A 17,251-nucleotide genomic window follows, 5' to 3' on the forward strand; every position below is an offset into this window, starting at 1 on the left:
ATTCCCGCCGTTGCGTCCAGCGGCGAGGGGTCTCTGCGTCTCGCCTCGGGTCGGACCGTCATTAGCGTGGGCCTGGCCATGAAATACTGCGCTGATCCGGACCAAATGAGGAGACCGGTTGTCTAACAGGGGGCTCTGACGCCAGTCACCGTTTAAGCGGGCACGGCACCCAAGAGTGCGGCTGTGGCGCTATTCGTTCGCCTGCTGGTCGACGGCCTCGGTGCGCTGCATGATCAGTGGCAAGTAATGGCGACCATCATTGCCGTGGGTTCGCTCGCCGTGGGTAATCTCTTCGCGTTGGTGCAGAGCAATATCAAACGCATGCTGGGCTATTCCACGATCGCGCACGTCGGTTTCCTGTTTCTCGGCTTCATTGCCGGGACGGACGAGGGCTATGCTGCGGCTTTGTTCTATGCCATTACCTACGGCTTGATGGCCGCCGGTGCCTTCGGTGTCGTGATCCTGCTGTCGAGGCGCGGTTTTGAAGCCGACCTCATCGAGGACATGAAAGGTATCAATGACCGGCATAGCGGCTTCGCTGTGATAATGCTGATTCTGATGTTTTCCCTGACCGGTGTTCCGGGAACGGTGGGGTTTTATGCGAAATGGCTTGTCCTCAAATCGGTTATCGATGTGGGTATGGTATGGCTGGCCGTCGTTGCCGTGATTTTCGCGGTGATTGGTGCATTTTATTATCTCCGGGTAGTCCGGATGGTCTATTTCGATCGCCTCGATGAAGGCGGTCCGCTGGAAGCACCGGCCGGACTGCGAATCGTGCTGGCGAGCAACGGTCTGGCGGTGCTCGCGCTGGGAATCTTTCCGGACTCCCTGATCGTCGCCTGTAAGGCAGCGTTTTCCGGGTGATTACCGGTCATGGGGCACCTTTGCAGCGTAAGCCTTTCAAGCCTTCGCGGAGTCTCGCAAGCGGTTTGCAAAGCGTGCAATTCGCACCAGCGTGCGGTGATTGGACAATTATCTGGCGGATGCCTCTTGCGTAACTCAGGCAGTATCAATAGTATATTGGTCGAATCGTTGCGGGGTGGAGCAGTCTGGCAGCTCGTCGGGCTCATAACCCGAAGGTCGCAGGTTCAAATCCTGCCCCCGCTACCAGGCGTCTTATAAAAAAGGCCGTTCGCGGCCTTTTTTTGTAGCTGGCTCCCCGCGGGGAGCCAGCGTCGATTGCGGTGTATGGGCCTAGGGCCCATTTTTTGTTTTGGAAAACCGCACGGATGGCAGCGCACGACACATTGACGAAGTTGGTGGAACCGGTCGTCGTGGCGATGGGCTATGAGCTCGTCGGTATCGAATATCGACCCAATAAACGTCGGGCCCTGCTGCGGATTTATATCGACAAGGTAGACGGCGTCAGCGTCGAGGATTGTGCGTTGGTCAGCAATCAGGTCAGTGGGGTTCTCGATGTGGAGGAGCCGCTCAGCGGGCAGTATACCCTGGAGGTGTCTTCGCCTGGCCTGAGGCGTCCCATATTCAAGGCTTCAGATTATGATCGCTTTGCCGGAGAGCTGGTCCACATACGCATACAGGGCACCTTGGAGGGCCGGCGCAGGATACATGGGATTCTGCGTGGTCTGCGGGCGGGCTGTGTGATTATCGTTGAAAACGGAGTCGAAATCAGTGTGCCGCTGGATCGCGTGGACAAGGCCCACTTGGAGCTGGAGGCGTGATGTGCCTGTGAGGCTGGAGACGCGAACATGAGCAAAGAGGTCCTGTTGGTTGTTGACGCTATCTCCAACGAAAAAGGTGTCAGCAAGGAAGTCATCTTCGAGGCAATCGAGGCGGCACTCGCCTCGGCGACGCGTAAACGCCACCCTGGCGATATCGACGCACGCGTGGCTGTGCACCGAGCCACCGGTGAGTATGAAACGTTTCGGCGGTGGCTGGTCGTTGAGGACGCGGATTCGGTTCAGTTCCCGGAACGGGAGATAGCATTGGCTGAGGCACAGGCCCAGGCGCCGAACATCGAGGTCGGCCAATACGTCGAACAGCCCATGGAATCCGTCGAGTTCGGCCGCATTGCCGCGCAGGCTGCAAAGCAGGTGATCGTGCAGAAAGTGCGCGAAGCCGAGCGGGCAAAAGTGGTCGCCGCCTACAAGGACCGTCAGGGCGAGCTCATGACAGGCGTCGTCAAGCGGGTCGAACGCGGCAACGTGTTCCTCGACCTCGGTGGCAACGCCGAGGCATTCATTGCGCGCGAGGACATGATCCCCCGCGAAGCGGTTCGCGCCGGCGATCGGCTGCGCGGCTGGCTCCGGGAAATATGCACCGAAGCTAGGGGACCACAGCTGGTGGTCAGTCGCACGGCACCGGAGTTCTTGATCGAGCTGTTCAAGCTGGAGGTGCCGGAGGTTAGCCAGGATCTGCTGCAACTCATGGGCGCGGCCCGGGATCCGGGTCAACGGGCGAAGATTGCGGTGCGCGCCTTGGATGCACGGATTGATCCGGTGGGTGCCTGCGTGGGGATGCGCGGCTCGCGGGTGCAGGCCGTCTCCAATGAGCTGGCGGGGGAGCGAATCGACATTATTCTCTGGGACGAAAACCCTGCCCAGTTCGTTATCAACGCAATGGCACCGGCCGAGGTCGAATCGATTATCGTCGATGAGGACCGTCACAGCATGGACATCGCCGTCTCTCAGGAACAGCTCTCACAGGCTATTGGCCGCGGCGGGCAGAACGTGAGGTTGGCCGGCGAGCTGACCGGATGGGAACTCAATGTGATGACCTCGGATGAGGCGCAAGCCAAGAGCGAGGCCGAAGCCGACGAACTCATCGAGCTTTTCGTCGACAGCCTCAATGTCGACGAGGAGGTTGCCGAAATACTCGTGCGCGAGGGCTTTTCCAGCGTGGAGGAAGTCGCCTACGTGCCGGTTGCCGAGTTCCTTGAGATCGAGGAATTCGATGAAGAGGTCGTGGAAGCACTGCGCAACAGCGCCCGGGACGTGCTGCTTACCCGCGAGCTAGCGGAAGCCGAACAAGAGCAGGCCGCCCAACCCTCAGCAGAGCTGCTGGCACTGGAGGGCATGGACGAGGTGCTTGCCCGGCAACTTGCCGCGCGTGGCGTGATCACAGTGGAGGACTTGGCAGATCAGTCCGTGGATGAGCTTATGGAAATCGAGGGCATGGATGAGCAACGCGCCGCAGCGCTGATCATGAAGGCGCGCGAGCCGTGGTTTGCTGATTTGGGCGATTCGATCTGATCTTGGCGCCGGCGAAGTGGGTGCGCGGTCCTCGCTTGACGACGGAGACAGTGTCCCGACCGAGCGCATCTGGCGTGGTAGGAAGGGGACCGGAGGTTATGAATATATGGCGAGTACGACGGTAAGAGAATTCGCGGAGGTGATCGGTATTCCGGTTGATCGCCTCCTGAGCCAGCTCAGCGATGCCGGTCTGCAGGGCAGGGAGCCTGATTCGCCAATATCGGAAGCGGACAAGTCGGCGTTGTTAGGTCATTTGCGTCAAGCTCATGGTGATAAAGAATCGGACGCCGCCCCCGGTCCACGCCAGATCACGCTCAAGCGCAAGAGTCATAGTCAGATTACGCTGCCATCCTCCAGCGACCGCGGCCGAGGCGTGCGACATTCACGCACCGTGAACGTGGAAGTACGCAAGCGCCGGACCTACGTCAAACGCAGCGTCGTGCAGGCCGAGCAGCATGAGCGTGAGTCACGTGCGCTCCAGGACGCCCTTCAGGACGAGCTGCGCGAAGCAGAGGCTCGCGAGGCCGACGAGCATCGTCTGCGCGCCGAGGAGGAGGCGAGGGAACAAGCCGAACCGAACGAGCCGTCGGCTCCCGTGGCCGAGGTGGAGGAGCCGGCCGGTGAACCCGCCGTGGAGCAAGAGCCGGTCGTCCTCGAGTCAGTTGCACAGGCGGTAACCGCGGAGGAGGCCGAGGCCGAAGCAGCCCGCCTCAAGAAGGATAAGGAGGAAGAACGCGAGCGCAAGCGCCTGGAGGCGGAGGCACGCCGCGAGCGGGAATCGGAGGAGCGCGCGGCGCGCAAAGCGGAACGCGGCAAAGGGAAAAGCAAGAAACGCGTACGGGAGGTAGCCAGACCCACGGGGTTGCGCGGGGCCAGGCGCGTACGCAAGGGGTCAGCGAGCGAGCAGCTTCAACAGGTCTTCGAGAAGCCGACGGCCCCCGTTGTTCGAGAGGTCATCGTTCCGGAGATGATCACGGTCGGCGAACTGGCGCAACGTATGAGCATCAAGGCGGCTGACCTTATCAAGGAGATGATGAAACAGGGGGTCATGGCCAACATCAACCAAGCCATTGATCAGAACATGGCCGTGTTGCTGGTTGAAGAGATGGGGCATCGGCCCAGAATCGTCAAAGACAGCGCCATTGAGGACGAAGCCCTGGCCGGGACCGCCGAGCCGGAAGGAGAGCGCGTCGCCCGCGCCCCCGTTGTCACCATCATGGGACACGTGGATCACGGCAAGACGTCCTTGCTGGATTATATCCGCCGAACCAAAGTCGCGACCGGTGAGGCCGGCGGCATTACCCAGCACATTGGGGCCTACCACGTTCGCACCGCGCAGGGAATGATCACCTTTCTGGACACCCCAGGTCATGAAGCCTTTACGGCCATGCGGGCGCGCGGTGCGCAAATCACCGACGTCGTCATATTGGTGGTGGCCGCCGACGATGGCGTCATGCCGCAGACGGAGGAGGCAATCAAGCACGCTCGTGCCGCAGGGGTGCCGATTGTCGTTGCCGTCAACAAAACGGACAAAGCGGATGCTGACCCGGAGCGGGTCAAACAGGAACTCACGCAGTACGGCGTCATACCAGAGGAATGGGGCGGCGACACACAGTTCGTGAACGTATCGGCCAAGCCCGGGCAGGCCGTTGACCAGCTCCTGGAGGCCATCCTCCTGCAGGCAGAGCTCCTCGAGCTGAAGGCAGTGTGGGATTGTCCTGCGCTCGGCGTGGTGATCGAGTCCAGTCTCGATAAAGGGCGCGGACCCGTCGCTACGGTGCTGGTGCGCCACGGCGTGCTGCGCAACGGCGATTTCATACTTTCCGGTACGGAGTACGGGCGCGTCCGCGCGTTGCTCGACGAGGCTGGCAATCGCGTCAAGGAGGCCGGTCCTTCGATCCCGGTTGTCGTGCTCGGGCTTTCGCGCGTTCCCGAGACAGGCGACGAGGTGGTCGTACTGAACGACGAGAAAAAAGCCCGGGAAGTGGCCGATTACCGCAAGGAGAAATCGCGCGACAAGCGCCTGCAGCAGCAGAAAGCTGCCAAAATGGACGAGCTCTTCGCGCAGTTGGGTAAAGAAGAGGCCAAAATCGTCAATTTGGTCATCAAAGGCGATGTGCAAGGCAGCGTGGAGGCGTTGCAACAGGCCTTGGTCAACCTTTCCACAAAGGATGTCCGCATCAACGTAATCGCCAGCGGGGTGGGCGCCATCAATGAGTCGGACGTCAATTTGACGCTTGCCTCGGAGGCGCTGTTGATCGGCTTCAATGTCCGTGCCGACTCCCAGGCGCGCAAGCTTGCGCAGGAGAACGAAGTCGATCTGTATTACTACAGCATCATTTACGATGCCATCGAGCAGCTGCGCAATGCAATCAGCGGCATGTTGGAGCCGGAGACACGCGAGGAAATCATCGGCTTGGCGGAAGTCAGGGATGTGTTCCGTTCATCGAAGCTCGGGGCAGTCGCCGGCTGTCTGATCGTCGATGGGGTCGTGCGCCGGAACAATCCGATCCGCGTGCTGCGCAACAACGTAGTCATCTATGAGGGGGAGTTGGAGTCGCTGCGCCGATTCAAGGATGACGTCAACGAGGTCCGGGCCGGTACGGAATGCGGTATTGGCGTGAAGAACTACAATGACGTGAGGGTAGGCGATCACATCGAGTGCTACCAGCGACTGGAAGTCAAGCGCGAGCTCTAAGGAGGGGCCGGACGTCGGTACGGGCGGCGCCCGCGGGGGAGGGAGTGCGGCACGTGTGAGCGTGCCAGCCGGAGCATTCCTCAAAACCGGCTCGTGCGGGACCGGCGCGGCGGATGACTCCGGCAAAATTTCCTCTCGCGCCAGTGTGCGCTGGTGCCGCCGCCATAGCAGAGAGCTTGCTCCTGCCGGATCGGATGATCAGGGCTCTGAGGCCGTCTGATCGGTCCCGCAGGGGCCTGCAATCAACGAGGTGTGCCATGCCGCGGGAATTCTCCAGAAAGCGACGAGTTAGCGAGCAAATTCAGCGCGAGCTCGCAGAGCTCATATGTAAGGAGCTAAATGATCCGCGTGTCGCTCTGGCAACCGTGAGCGAGGTTCGGCTCAGCCGGGATATGGCTTATGCCGATGTCCTGGTGACTCGTCTCGGCTCGCCGCCCGAGCAGGCGCAACAGACGGTGGACGCGCTCAATCATGCGGCGCGCCATCTGCGCGGCTTGCTCGGCCAGGCATTGCGTCTGCGCTCGGTACCGGTATTGCGATTCCATTACGACAGCAGCTTTGAGCGCAGTGCCCGGGTTTCTCACCTCATCGATGAGGCGATCGCCGAGGATAAGGCGCGGCACCGGGATTGAACGTACGACAGGCGCTTGAATCGGAGCGGAAGACTCGCCGCGGATCCGGTACGGCCGGCCGCAAAGGCCATGCGCTGCAAAGCATGAGCCTCCCCGGGGCATCTCGGTCGTGGCTCCCGCGAGCCCCGAGGATTGGCGTTGATACCGTATTCAGGTAAGTGGAGCGAGGTTTATGGCCCGTAAGGGACGCCGCCTTAACGGTATTCTGCTGCTCGATAAGCCGCAGGGGCTGACTTCCAATGCCGCGCTGCAACGGGTGAAGCGTATTTATGACGCTCAAAAGGCCGGCCACACTGGCAGCTTGGACCCATTGGCGACCGGTCTGTTACCCATATGCTTCGGCGAGGCGACTAAGGTCTGTGATTTTCTGCTCGGCGCCAATAAGCGCTATATCATCACGGCGAGCTTCGGGGTCGTGACGGATACGGGAGACGCCGATGGCAACCGGCTGATCGAACGGCCGGTGGAGACGCTCGATCGCGCCGCAGTGCAGGCCACGCTCGCACGGTATACCGGCGTGCTCGAGCAGATACCGCCGATGTTCTCGGCGCTCAAACACCGCGGCCAGCGCCTTTACGACTTGGCGAGGCAAGGGGTCGAGGTGACGCGCCAACCGCGCGTGATCCGCATCGAGCGGTTGCGCCTGCTCGCCTTGCGGGGAACCGAGCTCGATCTCGAGGTTTTCTGCTCGAAGGGAACCTATGTGCGCACGCTGGTGGCGGATATTGGCGAGGACCTCGGCCCTGGGGCTCACGTATCGGCGCTGCGTCGTGTCGGACTGGGTCCGTACGACGAGGCGCCAACGATGTATACCTGGGAGGAAGTCGAAGCCGCTGCGGCGCAAGACCGCGACGCGCTGGATGCGCTGCTCCTGCCGGCGGAATCCGCCTTGGCGAATTGGCCGGCGTTGCATCTGACGAATGAAGTCGCCTTCTACGTCCGCCAGGGGCAGCCGGTCTGGGTGCCCAAAGCCCCGGCCGAGGGCTGGGTTCGCCTTTACGCCGGCACAGAGCGCTTCCTGGGGATGGGGACGATTCTCCAGGACGGTCGGGTGGCACCCAAACGGCTCGTGAGCCGGCCATGAGTTCGGTGTTTTTGCGACGAGCAGGGAATTTTCCGCGCGCTCATGGCGAGCTAGCTTGTGAGCCCAGAGGGCCATGGCTACAATGCCTTATTTATCTTGAGAAACGGGCCTTTTGAGGAGCTATCGATGTCTCTTAGTGCCGAGCAGAAGCAGGGAATCGTCAAAGATTTCCGTCGCACGCAGGGCGATACGGGTTCCCCGGAGGTGCAGATCGCGCTGCTCACGGCGCGCATCCAGCATCTCACGGAGCATTTCAGCGTACACAAACAAGATCACCATTCAAGGCGAGGACTGCTCAAGCTGGTCAATCATCGCCGCAAGCTGTTGGACTATCTCAAGGGCAAGGAACGGGAACGTTACCAGAGCATAATCGAGCGTCTGGGGCTACGAAAGTAAGCAAGACATGTACATTGACCATAAGGTGTAAAGGATTGTGATTCCCGTCAAGAAGACTTTTCAGTACGGCGACCATACAGTAACGCTCGAAACCGGGCGGATTGCGCGACAGGCCAGTGGCGCGGTTCTGGTCAATATGTCCGACACGGTTGTGCTGGTTACCGTCGTAGGCAAGAAGGGACAGGGCGAGGCGCGTGACTTTCTGCCGCTGACCGTCAATTACCAGGAGCGCACTTACGCGGCGGGCAAGATCCCGGGCGGCTTTTTCAAACGCGAGGGCCGGCCTTCCGAGAAAGAGACGCTCGTTTCGCGGCTCATTGACCGGCCTATCCGACCGCTGTTTCCAGATGGCTTCACCAATGAAGTGCAGGTCATTGCCACGGTCATCTCGATGAACAACGAAGTGGACGCGGATATACCCGCGATGATCGGCGCGTCGGCGGCGTTGGCAGTCTCCGGAATTCCCTTCGATGGCCCTTTGGGGGCCGGGCGCGTCGGCTACCAGAATGGCACGTTCATTCTCAACCCCACCTTCCGCCAACTCGAGACCTCCGAGCTTGATCTCGTCGTGGCAGGGACGACGGACGCCGTGTTGATGGTCGAGTCCGAGGCGAACTGCCTGTCCGAACAGACCATGCTGGATGCCGTGCTCTTCGGCCACGAACAAATGCAAACGGTCATCCGCTCCGTCAACGAGTTGGCACAGGAGGCCGGCAGGCCACGGTGGGATTGGGAGCCGCTGCAGAAGGACGAACGTCTGGCGCAAGCGCTTGCCGAGGTCGCTGAAGGTCCACTGACGGAAGCTTATCGCATCGCCGAGAAGCAAGAGCGCTTGGATCGTGTGAGCGCCGTTCGCGACGAGGCACTGGCGCGGCTGACCGCCGGAGAGGACGCGACAGACGCCTGGAGCGAGCAGGACGTAGTAAAGGCGTTCAAAGAGCTCGAGAGAAAACTCGTGCGCGGCAGCATCCTGCGCGGCGAGCCACGCATAGACGGCCGAGACACGAAAACGGTGCGCCCCATCGACATCGAGGTCGCGAGCTTACCCCGCACGCATGGTTCGGCCATTTTCACGCGCGGCGAGACACAAGCGATCGTGGTCACCACACTGGGCACAGGTCGTGATGCGCAGATCATCGATGCCATCGAGGGTGAGCGCAAGGAACCGTTCATGCTTCACTATAACTTCCCGCCGTACAGTGTCGGTGAAACCGGCTTCATGGGCGTGCCAAAGCGGCGGGAAATCGGCCATGGGCGCTTGGCCAAGCGCGGAATACAAGCGGTGATGCCGAGCCATGAGGAGTGCCCGTACGTGATCCGTGTGGTCTCAGAGATCACGGAGTCGAATGGCTCCAGCTCAATGGCTACGGTCTGCGGCACAAGTCTTGCGCTTATGGATGCCGGTGTGCCGATTCGGGCGCCAGTGGCCGGTATCGCCATGGGGCTGATCAAGGAGGGTGCGGAGTTCGCCGTGCTGACCGATATTCTCGGGGACGAGGATCATCTCGGCGATATGGACTTCAAGGTGGCCGGAACCGAGAAGGGCGTGACGGCGCTGCAGATGGATATCAAGATCAACGGTATCACCCGTCAGATCATGGAAGTGGCGCTGGAGCAGGCCCGCGAGGGACGGTTGCATATCTTGTCGCAGATGAGTGCCGTCATTGCCCATCCGCGCGGCGAGATGTCGGCCTATGCTCCACGACTGCTTACGATGAAAATCGATCCGGAGAAGATTCGGGATGTCATCGGTAAGGGCGGTGCGACGATCCGGCAACTCACCGAGGAGACCGGGACCACGATCGACATCGTCGATGATGGAACAGTGACCATCGCCTCGGTGGACAAGGCGGCTGGCGAGGAAGCACGCCGGCGCATCGAACTGCTGACGGCGGACGTCGAGGTCGGCCGCATCTACGAGGGCCGCGTAACCAAGCTGATGGATTTCGGCGCCTTCGTGAACATTCTGCCCGGCAGGGATGGCTTGGTGCATATATCGCAAATCTCGAACCGCCGCGTTGAAAGCGTTTCCGAAGAGCTTGCCGAGGGCCAGCGTGTGCGGGTCAAGGTTCTGGAAGTGGACAGGCAAGGACGTATCCGGTTGAGCATCAAGGCGATCAGCGAAGGTGCCAGTGCCTGAGGTTGATCGATGACGGTCGATCGCCGCCAATATTGTCCGCAGTGTCGCTGCGAGCTCATCAGTAAAGAGCTGGGCGGGCGTGCCCGTTTGGCGTGTGCCGTGGCGGGATGCGGCTTTGTGTTCTGGGACAATCCGGTGCCCGTGGTGGCCGCTATCGTCGAGTTGGATGGAAACATCGTCCTCGTGCGCAACGCGTGGTGGCCGGAAGGCAAGTTTGGCCTCCTCGCCGGTTACCTCGAGCCGGACGAGACGGCGGAGCAGGGCGTGTTGCGAGAGGTCGCGGAAGAGATCGGCTTGCACGGGGCAATTCGCGAGTTCGTTGGAAGCTACCCCAACGCCGGCAACAATCAGTTGCTGCTGGTTTATCATGTGCATGTCGAGGGCGAGCCGGAGCTGAGCGCCGAGCTCGCGGAAATCCGCCGGCTGCCTCCGGAGCGGCTTCGGCCCTGGCCGCACGGCACCGGTATCGCGCTGGGGGATTGGCTGACCAAGTACGGCTATACCCCCAAGCCCTCATCTGTCTGAGTCGTCTATTTCGTTGTTTGGCGTTTCCAATAAAAGGTCAGGCTAGACGGTTTTTTTACGCCCAGGGCATTTTGGGCGCGGGGCGTCCATACAGGAAGCCTTGCCCGGTCTGAACCTCAAGAGAAGCTAAAAAGCGCGCTTGCGCTGCGGTTTCGATGCCCTCGGCGACCACTTCCAAGGCGAAGTTTTTCGCGAGCCAGACGATCGTGCGAGTGATGGCTTGGTTGGTCTGATTTTGCGTTATGTCGTCGACAAAGGCCTTGTCGATCTTCAACGTGGTAATCGGTAAGCGATGCAGGTAGCTGAGTGACGAATAGCCGGTTCCGAAATCATCGATGGCTACGCTCACTCCATACTCGCGCAGCGCATTGAGCTTGGTCAGGTTCTCGGCGCTGATCTCGAAGAGCGTGGTTTCCGTGATCTCGAGCTCGAGTGTGGGCGGGGGGAGGTCATACTGCTCCATGGTGCGCACCACTAACTCGGCAAAGTCCGCCGCCTTGATATCCTCGGCGGAGACATTGACCGCCACGCGCTCCGGTGCGTTCCCCTCGATACGCCACTGGTGCATGGCCGCACAGGCGTTATCGAGTACCCAGCGGTCGATATCCCGGATGAGTCCGGTCGCCTCCGCCACGGCCATGAAATCCCCCGGCGGCACGAGGTCTCCGCCCGGCAGTCGCCAACGGATCAAAGCTTCGACGCCTACCAGTTTGCGATCGCTCAGGCGCACCTGCGGCTGATACCAAAGCTCGAATTGCCCGTGCTCAAGCGCCTGGTGTAATCGCGCCTCCGTGCGGATGTGCCGGAGTGCCTGGTGTTGTACGTTGCGGGAATAAAAAACCGGCTGCTCGGCCTCCACCTGAGACAAGGCCGCGATGGCGCAGTCCAACGTATTCGCGGCGTTGGCGGCATCATCCGGATAGACTCCGATGCCGATGCGGGGTAGGACATGAATACGCTCGCCGAGCACGGTGAGCGGCTCTTCGGCGAGCACCTGGATGCGGCGGCATATCTCGAGCACCGCGTCCATCGAGGTGCCTGGGCGCGGGATTAATCCCCATTCTTCGGTGGTCAGCCGCGCGAGCGAGAATTCCTCTGCGAGGAGCGCCTTGAGGCGCATCGAACATGCCATGGCGGCACGCTCGAGCCCGTGATGACCCAACGATTTCATGATCCGCGCCAGTGGTATATGAATCACCAGCATATACAGTCGCGTATCGAGCACCGCGGCGTCGCGTACGGCATTCACGAGCCGGTCCATGAACAGGTTCTTATTGGGCAGATCCGTGGCGCGATCGTGGTTGACCAAATAAGCCAGATGGGCCCGTTGAGTCAGTGCCAGCCGGCGCGTGCGCAACAGCATGGCAGCCCGCTCAGTGAATTCATTGCGCTCGATTGGAGCGACGACGAACTCGTCGACAACGTCCCAAAACGCTTTGAGCCGGTGCTTTAGATCGCGCTGTCCGATCACGAGCATCACTGGGAGAAAAACCGGCTCCTCCCGGCGCTTGGCCTCCATGAGATGGTTCCGCCATTGCCAAAAGCAGCGGGCTTCGACGACGGCGAGATCGAACGGGGCGAGGGAGAACACAGCCTCATCCGGTTCAATAACCTCATAGCGTTGGCGCAAGTGCGCGAACAGTTGGTCACGATTGCCGCCTGACCCGGCCAGCAGCAGGACGCACCCGGAATGGTTTTCCTCCAAGGTCTTCAGCTCTTCAGGTGAGAGGGATTCGTCACTCGAGCCGCGCCAGCTCACACCGGGTAATGGCTCGCGACCGCTCATGGCCGATTATCCTTTAGTACTCCGTTTCGCATTGCAGCCGCACCACGGACTCCACGGTGTTCGCCACCGTGCCGGTTTTTACGCCAAATTACGTCGGCGTGGCCGCAATTGCTCGTGACAGGAATCCGAGCACTGCGTGGCCAAGCCAACAATCATGTGGAGCAACACGGATTTTGCAACGGGCTTATCCAGTACACTGGTAGCGCCATAAGCGAGTAAGCGGTTGCCGAGATGGCGTACTTGCGGTACGGATAGCACGATGAACGGTATGTTACGCTCGCGCAAGCAGGCACAGAGACGCCACACGTCGGCGCCGAAATCAGTGATGTCCACCACCGCCAAGCGCGCAGATTGTGTCTTCGCCAGCGCGGTCTGGAGTGCCGCTGCACTGGGGACCGCTGTCAAATCGTAACCGAGCCGATCGAGCGCCTGGCGCATGGCCTGCGCATTGCCGGGGCGTTTCATGGCGAGGAGAATCGTGATCGTCGCCGGTGTGTTCACGACGACTCCTGCGGTACCGGTGTGCCCTTGATCACTCCGTTCAGACCATGTACCGGTTCGCCGATTATGAGTCCTCCCTGGCCTATTTCGAACGTATGCAGCCGATTGTCGAAACCGCTGAGCCGTTTCTTGAGAACACCGATTGTCTTTTGAAGCATGCCGTCGATTTCGGCGTAGCGCAGGAAGATCACATTATCCGAGAGATAGCTGATGCTCTTCTCCGAGACGCGGAACTGCCCGGTCATGGCCTCGACTTCGTTGATCAGCAGTACCGTGACGCCCAAACGGCTCAAATTTTTGGCGAGCGCGTGCAGCCGTTCCCGCACCGTCTCTCCGCCCAGCACGAATTCGAAACCGTTGACGCTGTCGAGGACTACCAACTCCACACCGGATTCTTCGATACTCTCCCGCACGTGCATTGTGAACTCATCGGCCAGATAGCGCAGGGGCTCTATTTGTTCGATCGACAGCCGGCCCTCAGCGAGAGGTTTTTCCAGCGACAGCCCAAGCTCCCTGGCCCGTCGCAGGTAAAATGTCAGCTCTTCCTCGAAGAGGAAGACGGCGGCTCGCTGCCCGCGGCGTGCCGCCTCGGCAACGAAGTGCGACGCCAGTACCGATTTACCGATGCCGGAGGGACCCGTGATCAGAGTGACCGTGCTCGCCACGAGCCCGCCGTGGAGCAGGTCATCGATTTCCTTCACGCCGCTGCTGCAGCGGCGTGCTGTGAAATCCGCCAATCTGCCGGCGGGCGGAACCATGCGTGGGTAGACTCGAAGGCCGCCGCGACCGATTCGCATGTGATGCGACCCGGCACGAAAACTCGATCCGCGCATCTTCGAAACACGAATACTTGGCCCCGATGGGTCCGGTTCCAGATTGATCACGGCATCGGCGATGAACTGCAGATCGTCGTCGGGCAGCTCGACACTGCTCTCGGAGGAGAACAGCACGGTCGCGCCGCGCTGGGTAAGGTAGCGCAGGAAGGAAAGCACCTGCTTTCGGTACTGGAATATATCCGCGGCAAGAAAACGAAGCTGAGAGAGGGAGTCGACGAACACGCGGGTTGGGTTATAGCGTTCGACCGCTTGTATGATCGAATTTATCAGGGGTTCCTGCTCGACGTCCGCGGCGGGGAAGACATCGTAGCCTTGCTGCTCGGTGAAGAATTGCGCATCGGGCGCGAGGCTTAAAAACGTTACCGCTGAGAGATCGACTCCAAGCGCGGCGGCGTTGTTGCGCAGCTGCGGCTCCGGCTCCTGGAAGCCGATGAACAAGGCCGCCTCATTGTCATCGCAGGCGTTGAGGAAGTGCAGACCCAGCGTTGTTTTGCCCCGTCCGGGACCGCCGCGGATGAGGTAGGAGCGTTGCTGGATCACCCCTCCGTGCAGAATATCATCCAGTCCATCGATCCCGGTGGACAGACGTTTCATTACAGCCTCCTTGACGGGCTCCCAAGACCACCATTGCGCGCGCCGATTGCTTTCGGAGAGGGAGAGCTTGGAACTATGCTAAAGGGAGTGGAGGCGAAAAAATGCCAAATGCAGCGCATTTCCAGGTTGCGGTAATCGACATAAACTTTGTGAACTGTGCACGGCAGTGAGCTTCGCTTAAATTTCAAACGTGAAACAATAAGTGCGATCGAGAACGGATGATTTGGCGTTCTAGAGCAGGGGAGTTATACGGCTGCGAGGAATAGACGATCGTGGTTGATGTAGACGAGCTTCTACCGTATATCGATTGGGTCGATACGCAGTACGATCGCATGGTGGCGGATCTCGAGCGCCTCGCGAACCTCAACTCGGGCAGCTGTAACCCCGCCGGGTTGGACCGGATGGCGGAGGAAATTTTCGGCCTGTTCGATGTTCTCGGGGGACAGACGCAGCGTGTGGCGCTCCAACCGGTCACCGCCATCGGGAGCGATGGTGAGCCGCGCCTCCAGGAACTCGGTCCGTTGCTCAATCGGCGCAAACACATGGCAGCACCCTTGCGTGTGCTGCTCGTGGGACATCTGGATACGGTTTTTGGGATCGATCACCCGTTCCAAAGCGCTGAGCGCATCAGCCCGACGCGGCTCAAAGGCCCCGGTGTCGCTGACCTCAAGGGCGGGCTGCTGGTAATGCTCATGGCGATCCAGTGCTTGGAGCGCAGCCCGTGGGCGGGCCGTCTCGGCTGGGAGATAATCCTGAACCCGGATGAAGAGCTGGGCTCGCCCGGCTCGGCCGCCCACCTCCAGGCGGCGGCCATGCGCAATCACCTCGGGCTGGTCTATGAGCCCGCGATGGCGGACGGTGCCTTTGCCGCCGCGCGCAAAGGCAGCGGCAACTTCACCGCCGTCGTGCACGGGCGAGCCGCGCATGCCGGGCGTGAGCATCACCTTGGCCGTAATGCGTTACGAGCCGCCGCCGATTTCCTCGTCGACATCGATGAGCTCAACGACCGCCGCGCGGGACTGTCCGTCAACCCGGGGTTCATGCACGGGGGCGGACTGGTCAATGTGGTACCCGACCGGGCGGTCGTTCGCTTCAATATCCGCCTGAGCGATCCGGCGGACGAGGCTTGGACGCTGGAGCGCCTGTCGTGCATCCGTAGCGAGATCGATGCCCGCGACGGGATCACGCTTGACTTGCACGGTGAATTCGCCCGTAAGCCGAAGCTTATCGATGCAAGGCATCAGCGCCTTTTCAACGTGCTGCGCCGATGCGCCCGCGCCCTGGGGGAGCCGATCACCTGGCGGGACACGGGCGGTTGCTGCGACGGCAACAACCTCAGCGCCGCCGGCCTGCCGAATATCGACACCATGGGGGTAATCGGCGGCGGGCTGCACAGCGGCGATGAATACGTCGAGCTTCCCAGCCTCGTGGCGCGGGCTCGGCTGAGCGCGTTGCTGCTGCTCGGGCTGGCGAGCGGGCGTTTCGACGCTACCCCGATCAGGAGGGAGTCATCATGATGACGATTCGTCCGATCGCATCCGGTGATCTGCAGGCATTGGAACGATTGGTCAGCGGTATGGGAGCGGGGATGACCTCCCTGCCGCGGGACCGCGATTCGCTGCAGCGGCGGATCGCGCACTCGCAGCGCTGTTTTGCGCGCGAACCGCAGCAAACCGCGGGCGGGGAGGAGGAACTCTTCTTCTTTGCCCTCGAGGACAGCGCCGCCGGCGGGGCGATCGGAACCACCGCCATCAAGGCCGGTATCGGTCTGAGCGAGCCTTACTACAGCTACCGCCTGAGCACTGTCGTTCACGCCTCGCCGGAGCTCGACGTCTACAAGGTGATACCGACCCTGTACCTGACCAACGACTACACCGGCTGCGCCGAGATCGGCTCTTTGTACCTGGATCACGCTTACCGCCACAGCGGCAATGGCCGGCTGCTTTCCAAATGCCGGTTTTTGTTTCTTGCCGAGTTCATCGAGCGCTTTCCGCCCAAGGTGGTCGCCGAGATGCGCGGTGTCAGCGACGAGCAGGGCCGCTCACCGTTTTGGGAATGCCTCGGCCAACATTTCTTCTCCATGGAATTTCAACGCGCCGACTATCTCTCGGGCACGCGGGGCAAGACTTTCATCGCCGAGCTGATGCCGCGCAATCCGATCTACGTGCCGTTGCTGAGACCCGAGGGCCAGGCGGTGATCGGACGGGTGCATGACCATACCCGTGCGGCCTTGAATCTTCTGGAGGAGGAGGGGTTTCACTACGAGGGCTACGTGGACATCTTCGATGGAGGCCCGACGTTGGAGGCACGGGTTCGCGAGATTCATTCCGTGCGCTACAGCGAGCGGCTGCTCGCGCGTGTCGGTTCAGTAGCCGAGGGCGCCCCGGGCCAGCTGATCAGCAATACCCGTTGGCGCGGGTTTCGCTGCGTGCTGGTGCCGGCGGAGCGGCAGGACCGCGAGCTGATCATCGACGCCGCAACCGCTCATGCCCTCGGCATCGATTCAGGCGCGCCGGTTCGGGTGGGGCCCCTCACGTAGTACTCGCGGCAGCGCGGAGGGGAAGGCGGTGCCGACGATAAGGCCCTGACGGATCAGTCTCCGGCAGTTGAACAACCCGCGTCAATGCAATTCCGGTAGACTGGTCACGCTGCAGTGGTGACGGGTTGGATGGGCGCGAGGAGCCCTTGCGCATTCGCCTTGTGACACGCTTCTACCGGGTAATCCCGCATGAGGTATGTCGATCAGCCCGTCCCGGCGCATCGAGCTATTCTCAAAGTGTGAGCAGCACTTCAAAACGGGGCGCGGCATTTGGCGCTTTTCTCATTTGAGGTGTCCTAATCAATAGG

At 61.0% G+C, this 17,251-nt stretch carries 13 protein-coding genes, 1 tRNA gene and 1 pseudogene; 12 read left to right on the forward strand and 3 right to left on the reverse strand.

Annotated features, from left to right (window positions below; translation table 11 throughout):
* Positions 1–168: 168 nt before the first annotated feature.
* The 10 genes and pseudogenes from AC52Q4_RS05420 to AC52Q4_RS05465 form a co-directional block, all read left to right on the forward strand.
* Positions 169–864, forward strand: a pseudogene (locus AC52Q4_RS05420) (NADH-quinone oxidoreductase subunit N); the annotation flags it as partial.
* A 169-nt stretch (positions 865–1,033) separates the two neighbouring features.
* Positions 1,034–1,110: transfer RNA gene (locus AC52Q4_RS05425), tRNA-Met, on the forward strand.
* A 119-nt stretch (positions 1,111–1,229) separates the two neighbouring features.
* Positions 1,230–1,682 (forward strand): ribosome maturation factor RimP, encoded by a 453-nt coding sequence (rimP, locus tag AC52Q4_RS05430; protein WP_495535785.1) that lies wholly within the window; start codon positions 1,230–1,232, stop codon positions 1,680–1,682.
* A gap of 27 nt (positions 1,683–1,709) precedes the next feature.
* Entirely contained in the window at positions 1,710–3,212 is a 1,503-nt protein-coding gene (gene nusA, locus AC52Q4_RS05435) for a transcription termination factor NusA (RefSeq protein ID WP_495535786.1), read from the forward strand.
* 106 nt (positions 3,213–3,318) lie between these two features.
* Entirely contained in the window at positions 3,319–5,910 is a 2,592-nt protein-coding gene (infB, locus tag AC52Q4_RS05440) for a translation initiation factor IF-2 (protein ID WP_495535787.1), read from the forward strand.
* A 257-nt stretch (positions 5,911–6,167) separates the two neighbouring features.
* Entirely contained in the window at positions 6,168–6,542 is a 375-nt protein-coding gene (rbfA, locus tag AC52Q4_RS05445) for a 30S ribosome-binding factor RbfA (RefSeq protein ID WP_495535788.1), read from the forward strand.
* A 172-nt stretch (positions 6,543–6,714) separates the two neighbouring features.
* Positions 6,715–7,626 carry a tRNA pseudouridine(55) synthase TruB gene (gene truB, locus AC52Q4_RS05450; RefSeq protein ID WP_495535789.1) on the forward strand — a complete coding sequence of 304 codons (912 nt, stop codon included), beginning with the start codon at positions 6,715–6,717 and terminating at the stop codon, positions 7,624–7,626.
* A 126-nt stretch (positions 7,627–7,752) separates the two neighbouring features.
* Positions 7,753–8,022, forward strand: coding sequence for a 30S ribosomal protein S15 (rpsO, locus tag AC52Q4_RS05455; protein WP_495535790.1), 270 nt, complete (start codon positions 7,753–7,755; stop codon positions 8,020–8,022).
* 37 nt (positions 8,023–8,059) lie between these two features.
* Positions 8,060–10,162: a polyribonucleotide nucleotidyltransferase gene (gene pnp, locus AC52Q4_RS05460; protein WP_495535791.1), complete on the forward strand. Its 2,103-nt coding sequence runs from the start codon at positions 8,060–8,062 to the stop codon at positions 10,160–10,162.
* A gap of 9 nt (positions 10,163–10,171) precedes the next feature.
* Entirely contained in the window at positions 10,172–10,687 is a 516-nt protein-coding gene (locus tag AC52Q4_RS05465) for an NUDIX domain-containing protein (RefSeq protein ID WP_495535792.1), read from the forward strand.
* 55 nt (positions 10,688–10,742) lie between these two features.
* Here the strand turns inward: AC52Q4_RS05465 and AC52Q4_RS05470 are convergent, their stop codons facing one another.
* The 3 genes from AC52Q4_RS05470 to AC52Q4_RS05480 all read right to left on the reverse strand — a co-directional run bounded on the left by AC52Q4_RS05470 (position 10,743) and on the right by AC52Q4_RS05480 (position 14,404).
* Positions 10,743–12,473: a putative bifunctional diguanylate cyclase/phosphodiesterase gene (locus AC52Q4_RS05470; protein WP_495535793.1), complete on the reverse strand. Its 1,731-nt coding sequence runs from the start codon at positions 12,471–12,473 to the stop codon at positions 10,743–10,745.
* 78 nt (positions 12,474–12,551) lie between these two features.
* Positions 12,552–12,974, reverse strand: coding sequence for a response regulator receiver protein (locus AC52Q4_RS05475; protein WP_495535794.1), 423 nt, complete (start codon positions 12,972–12,974; stop codon positions 12,552–12,554).
* Entirely contained in the window at positions 12,971–14,404 is a 1,434-nt protein-coding gene (locus AC52Q4_RS05480; protein ID WP_495535795.1) for an ATPase domain-containing protein, read from the reverse strand. Before AC52Q4_RS05480 ends, AC52Q4_RS05475 begins: the two co-directional genes overlap by 4 nt.
* 272 nt (positions 14,405–14,676) lie before the next feature.
* Between AC52Q4_RS05480 and AC52Q4_RS05485 the strand changes: the two genes are divergently transcribed.
* Positions 14,677–15,921 (forward strand): hydrolase, encoded by a 1,245-nt coding sequence (locus AC52Q4_RS05485; RefSeq protein ID WP_495535796.1) that lies wholly within the window; start codon positions 14,677–14,679, stop codon positions 15,919–15,921.
* Positions 15,918–16,943 (forward strand): arginine N-succinyltransferase, encoded by a 1,026-nt coding sequence (astA, locus tag AC52Q4_RS05490; protein ID WP_495535797.1) that lies wholly within the window; start codon positions 15,918–15,920, stop codon positions 16,941–16,943. The genes AC52Q4_RS05485 and astA overlap by 4 nt, the downstream gene beginning before the upstream one ends.
* Positions 16,944–17,251: the final 308 nt, after the last annotated feature.

The organism is Nitrococcus sp., from assembly GCF_059432795.1.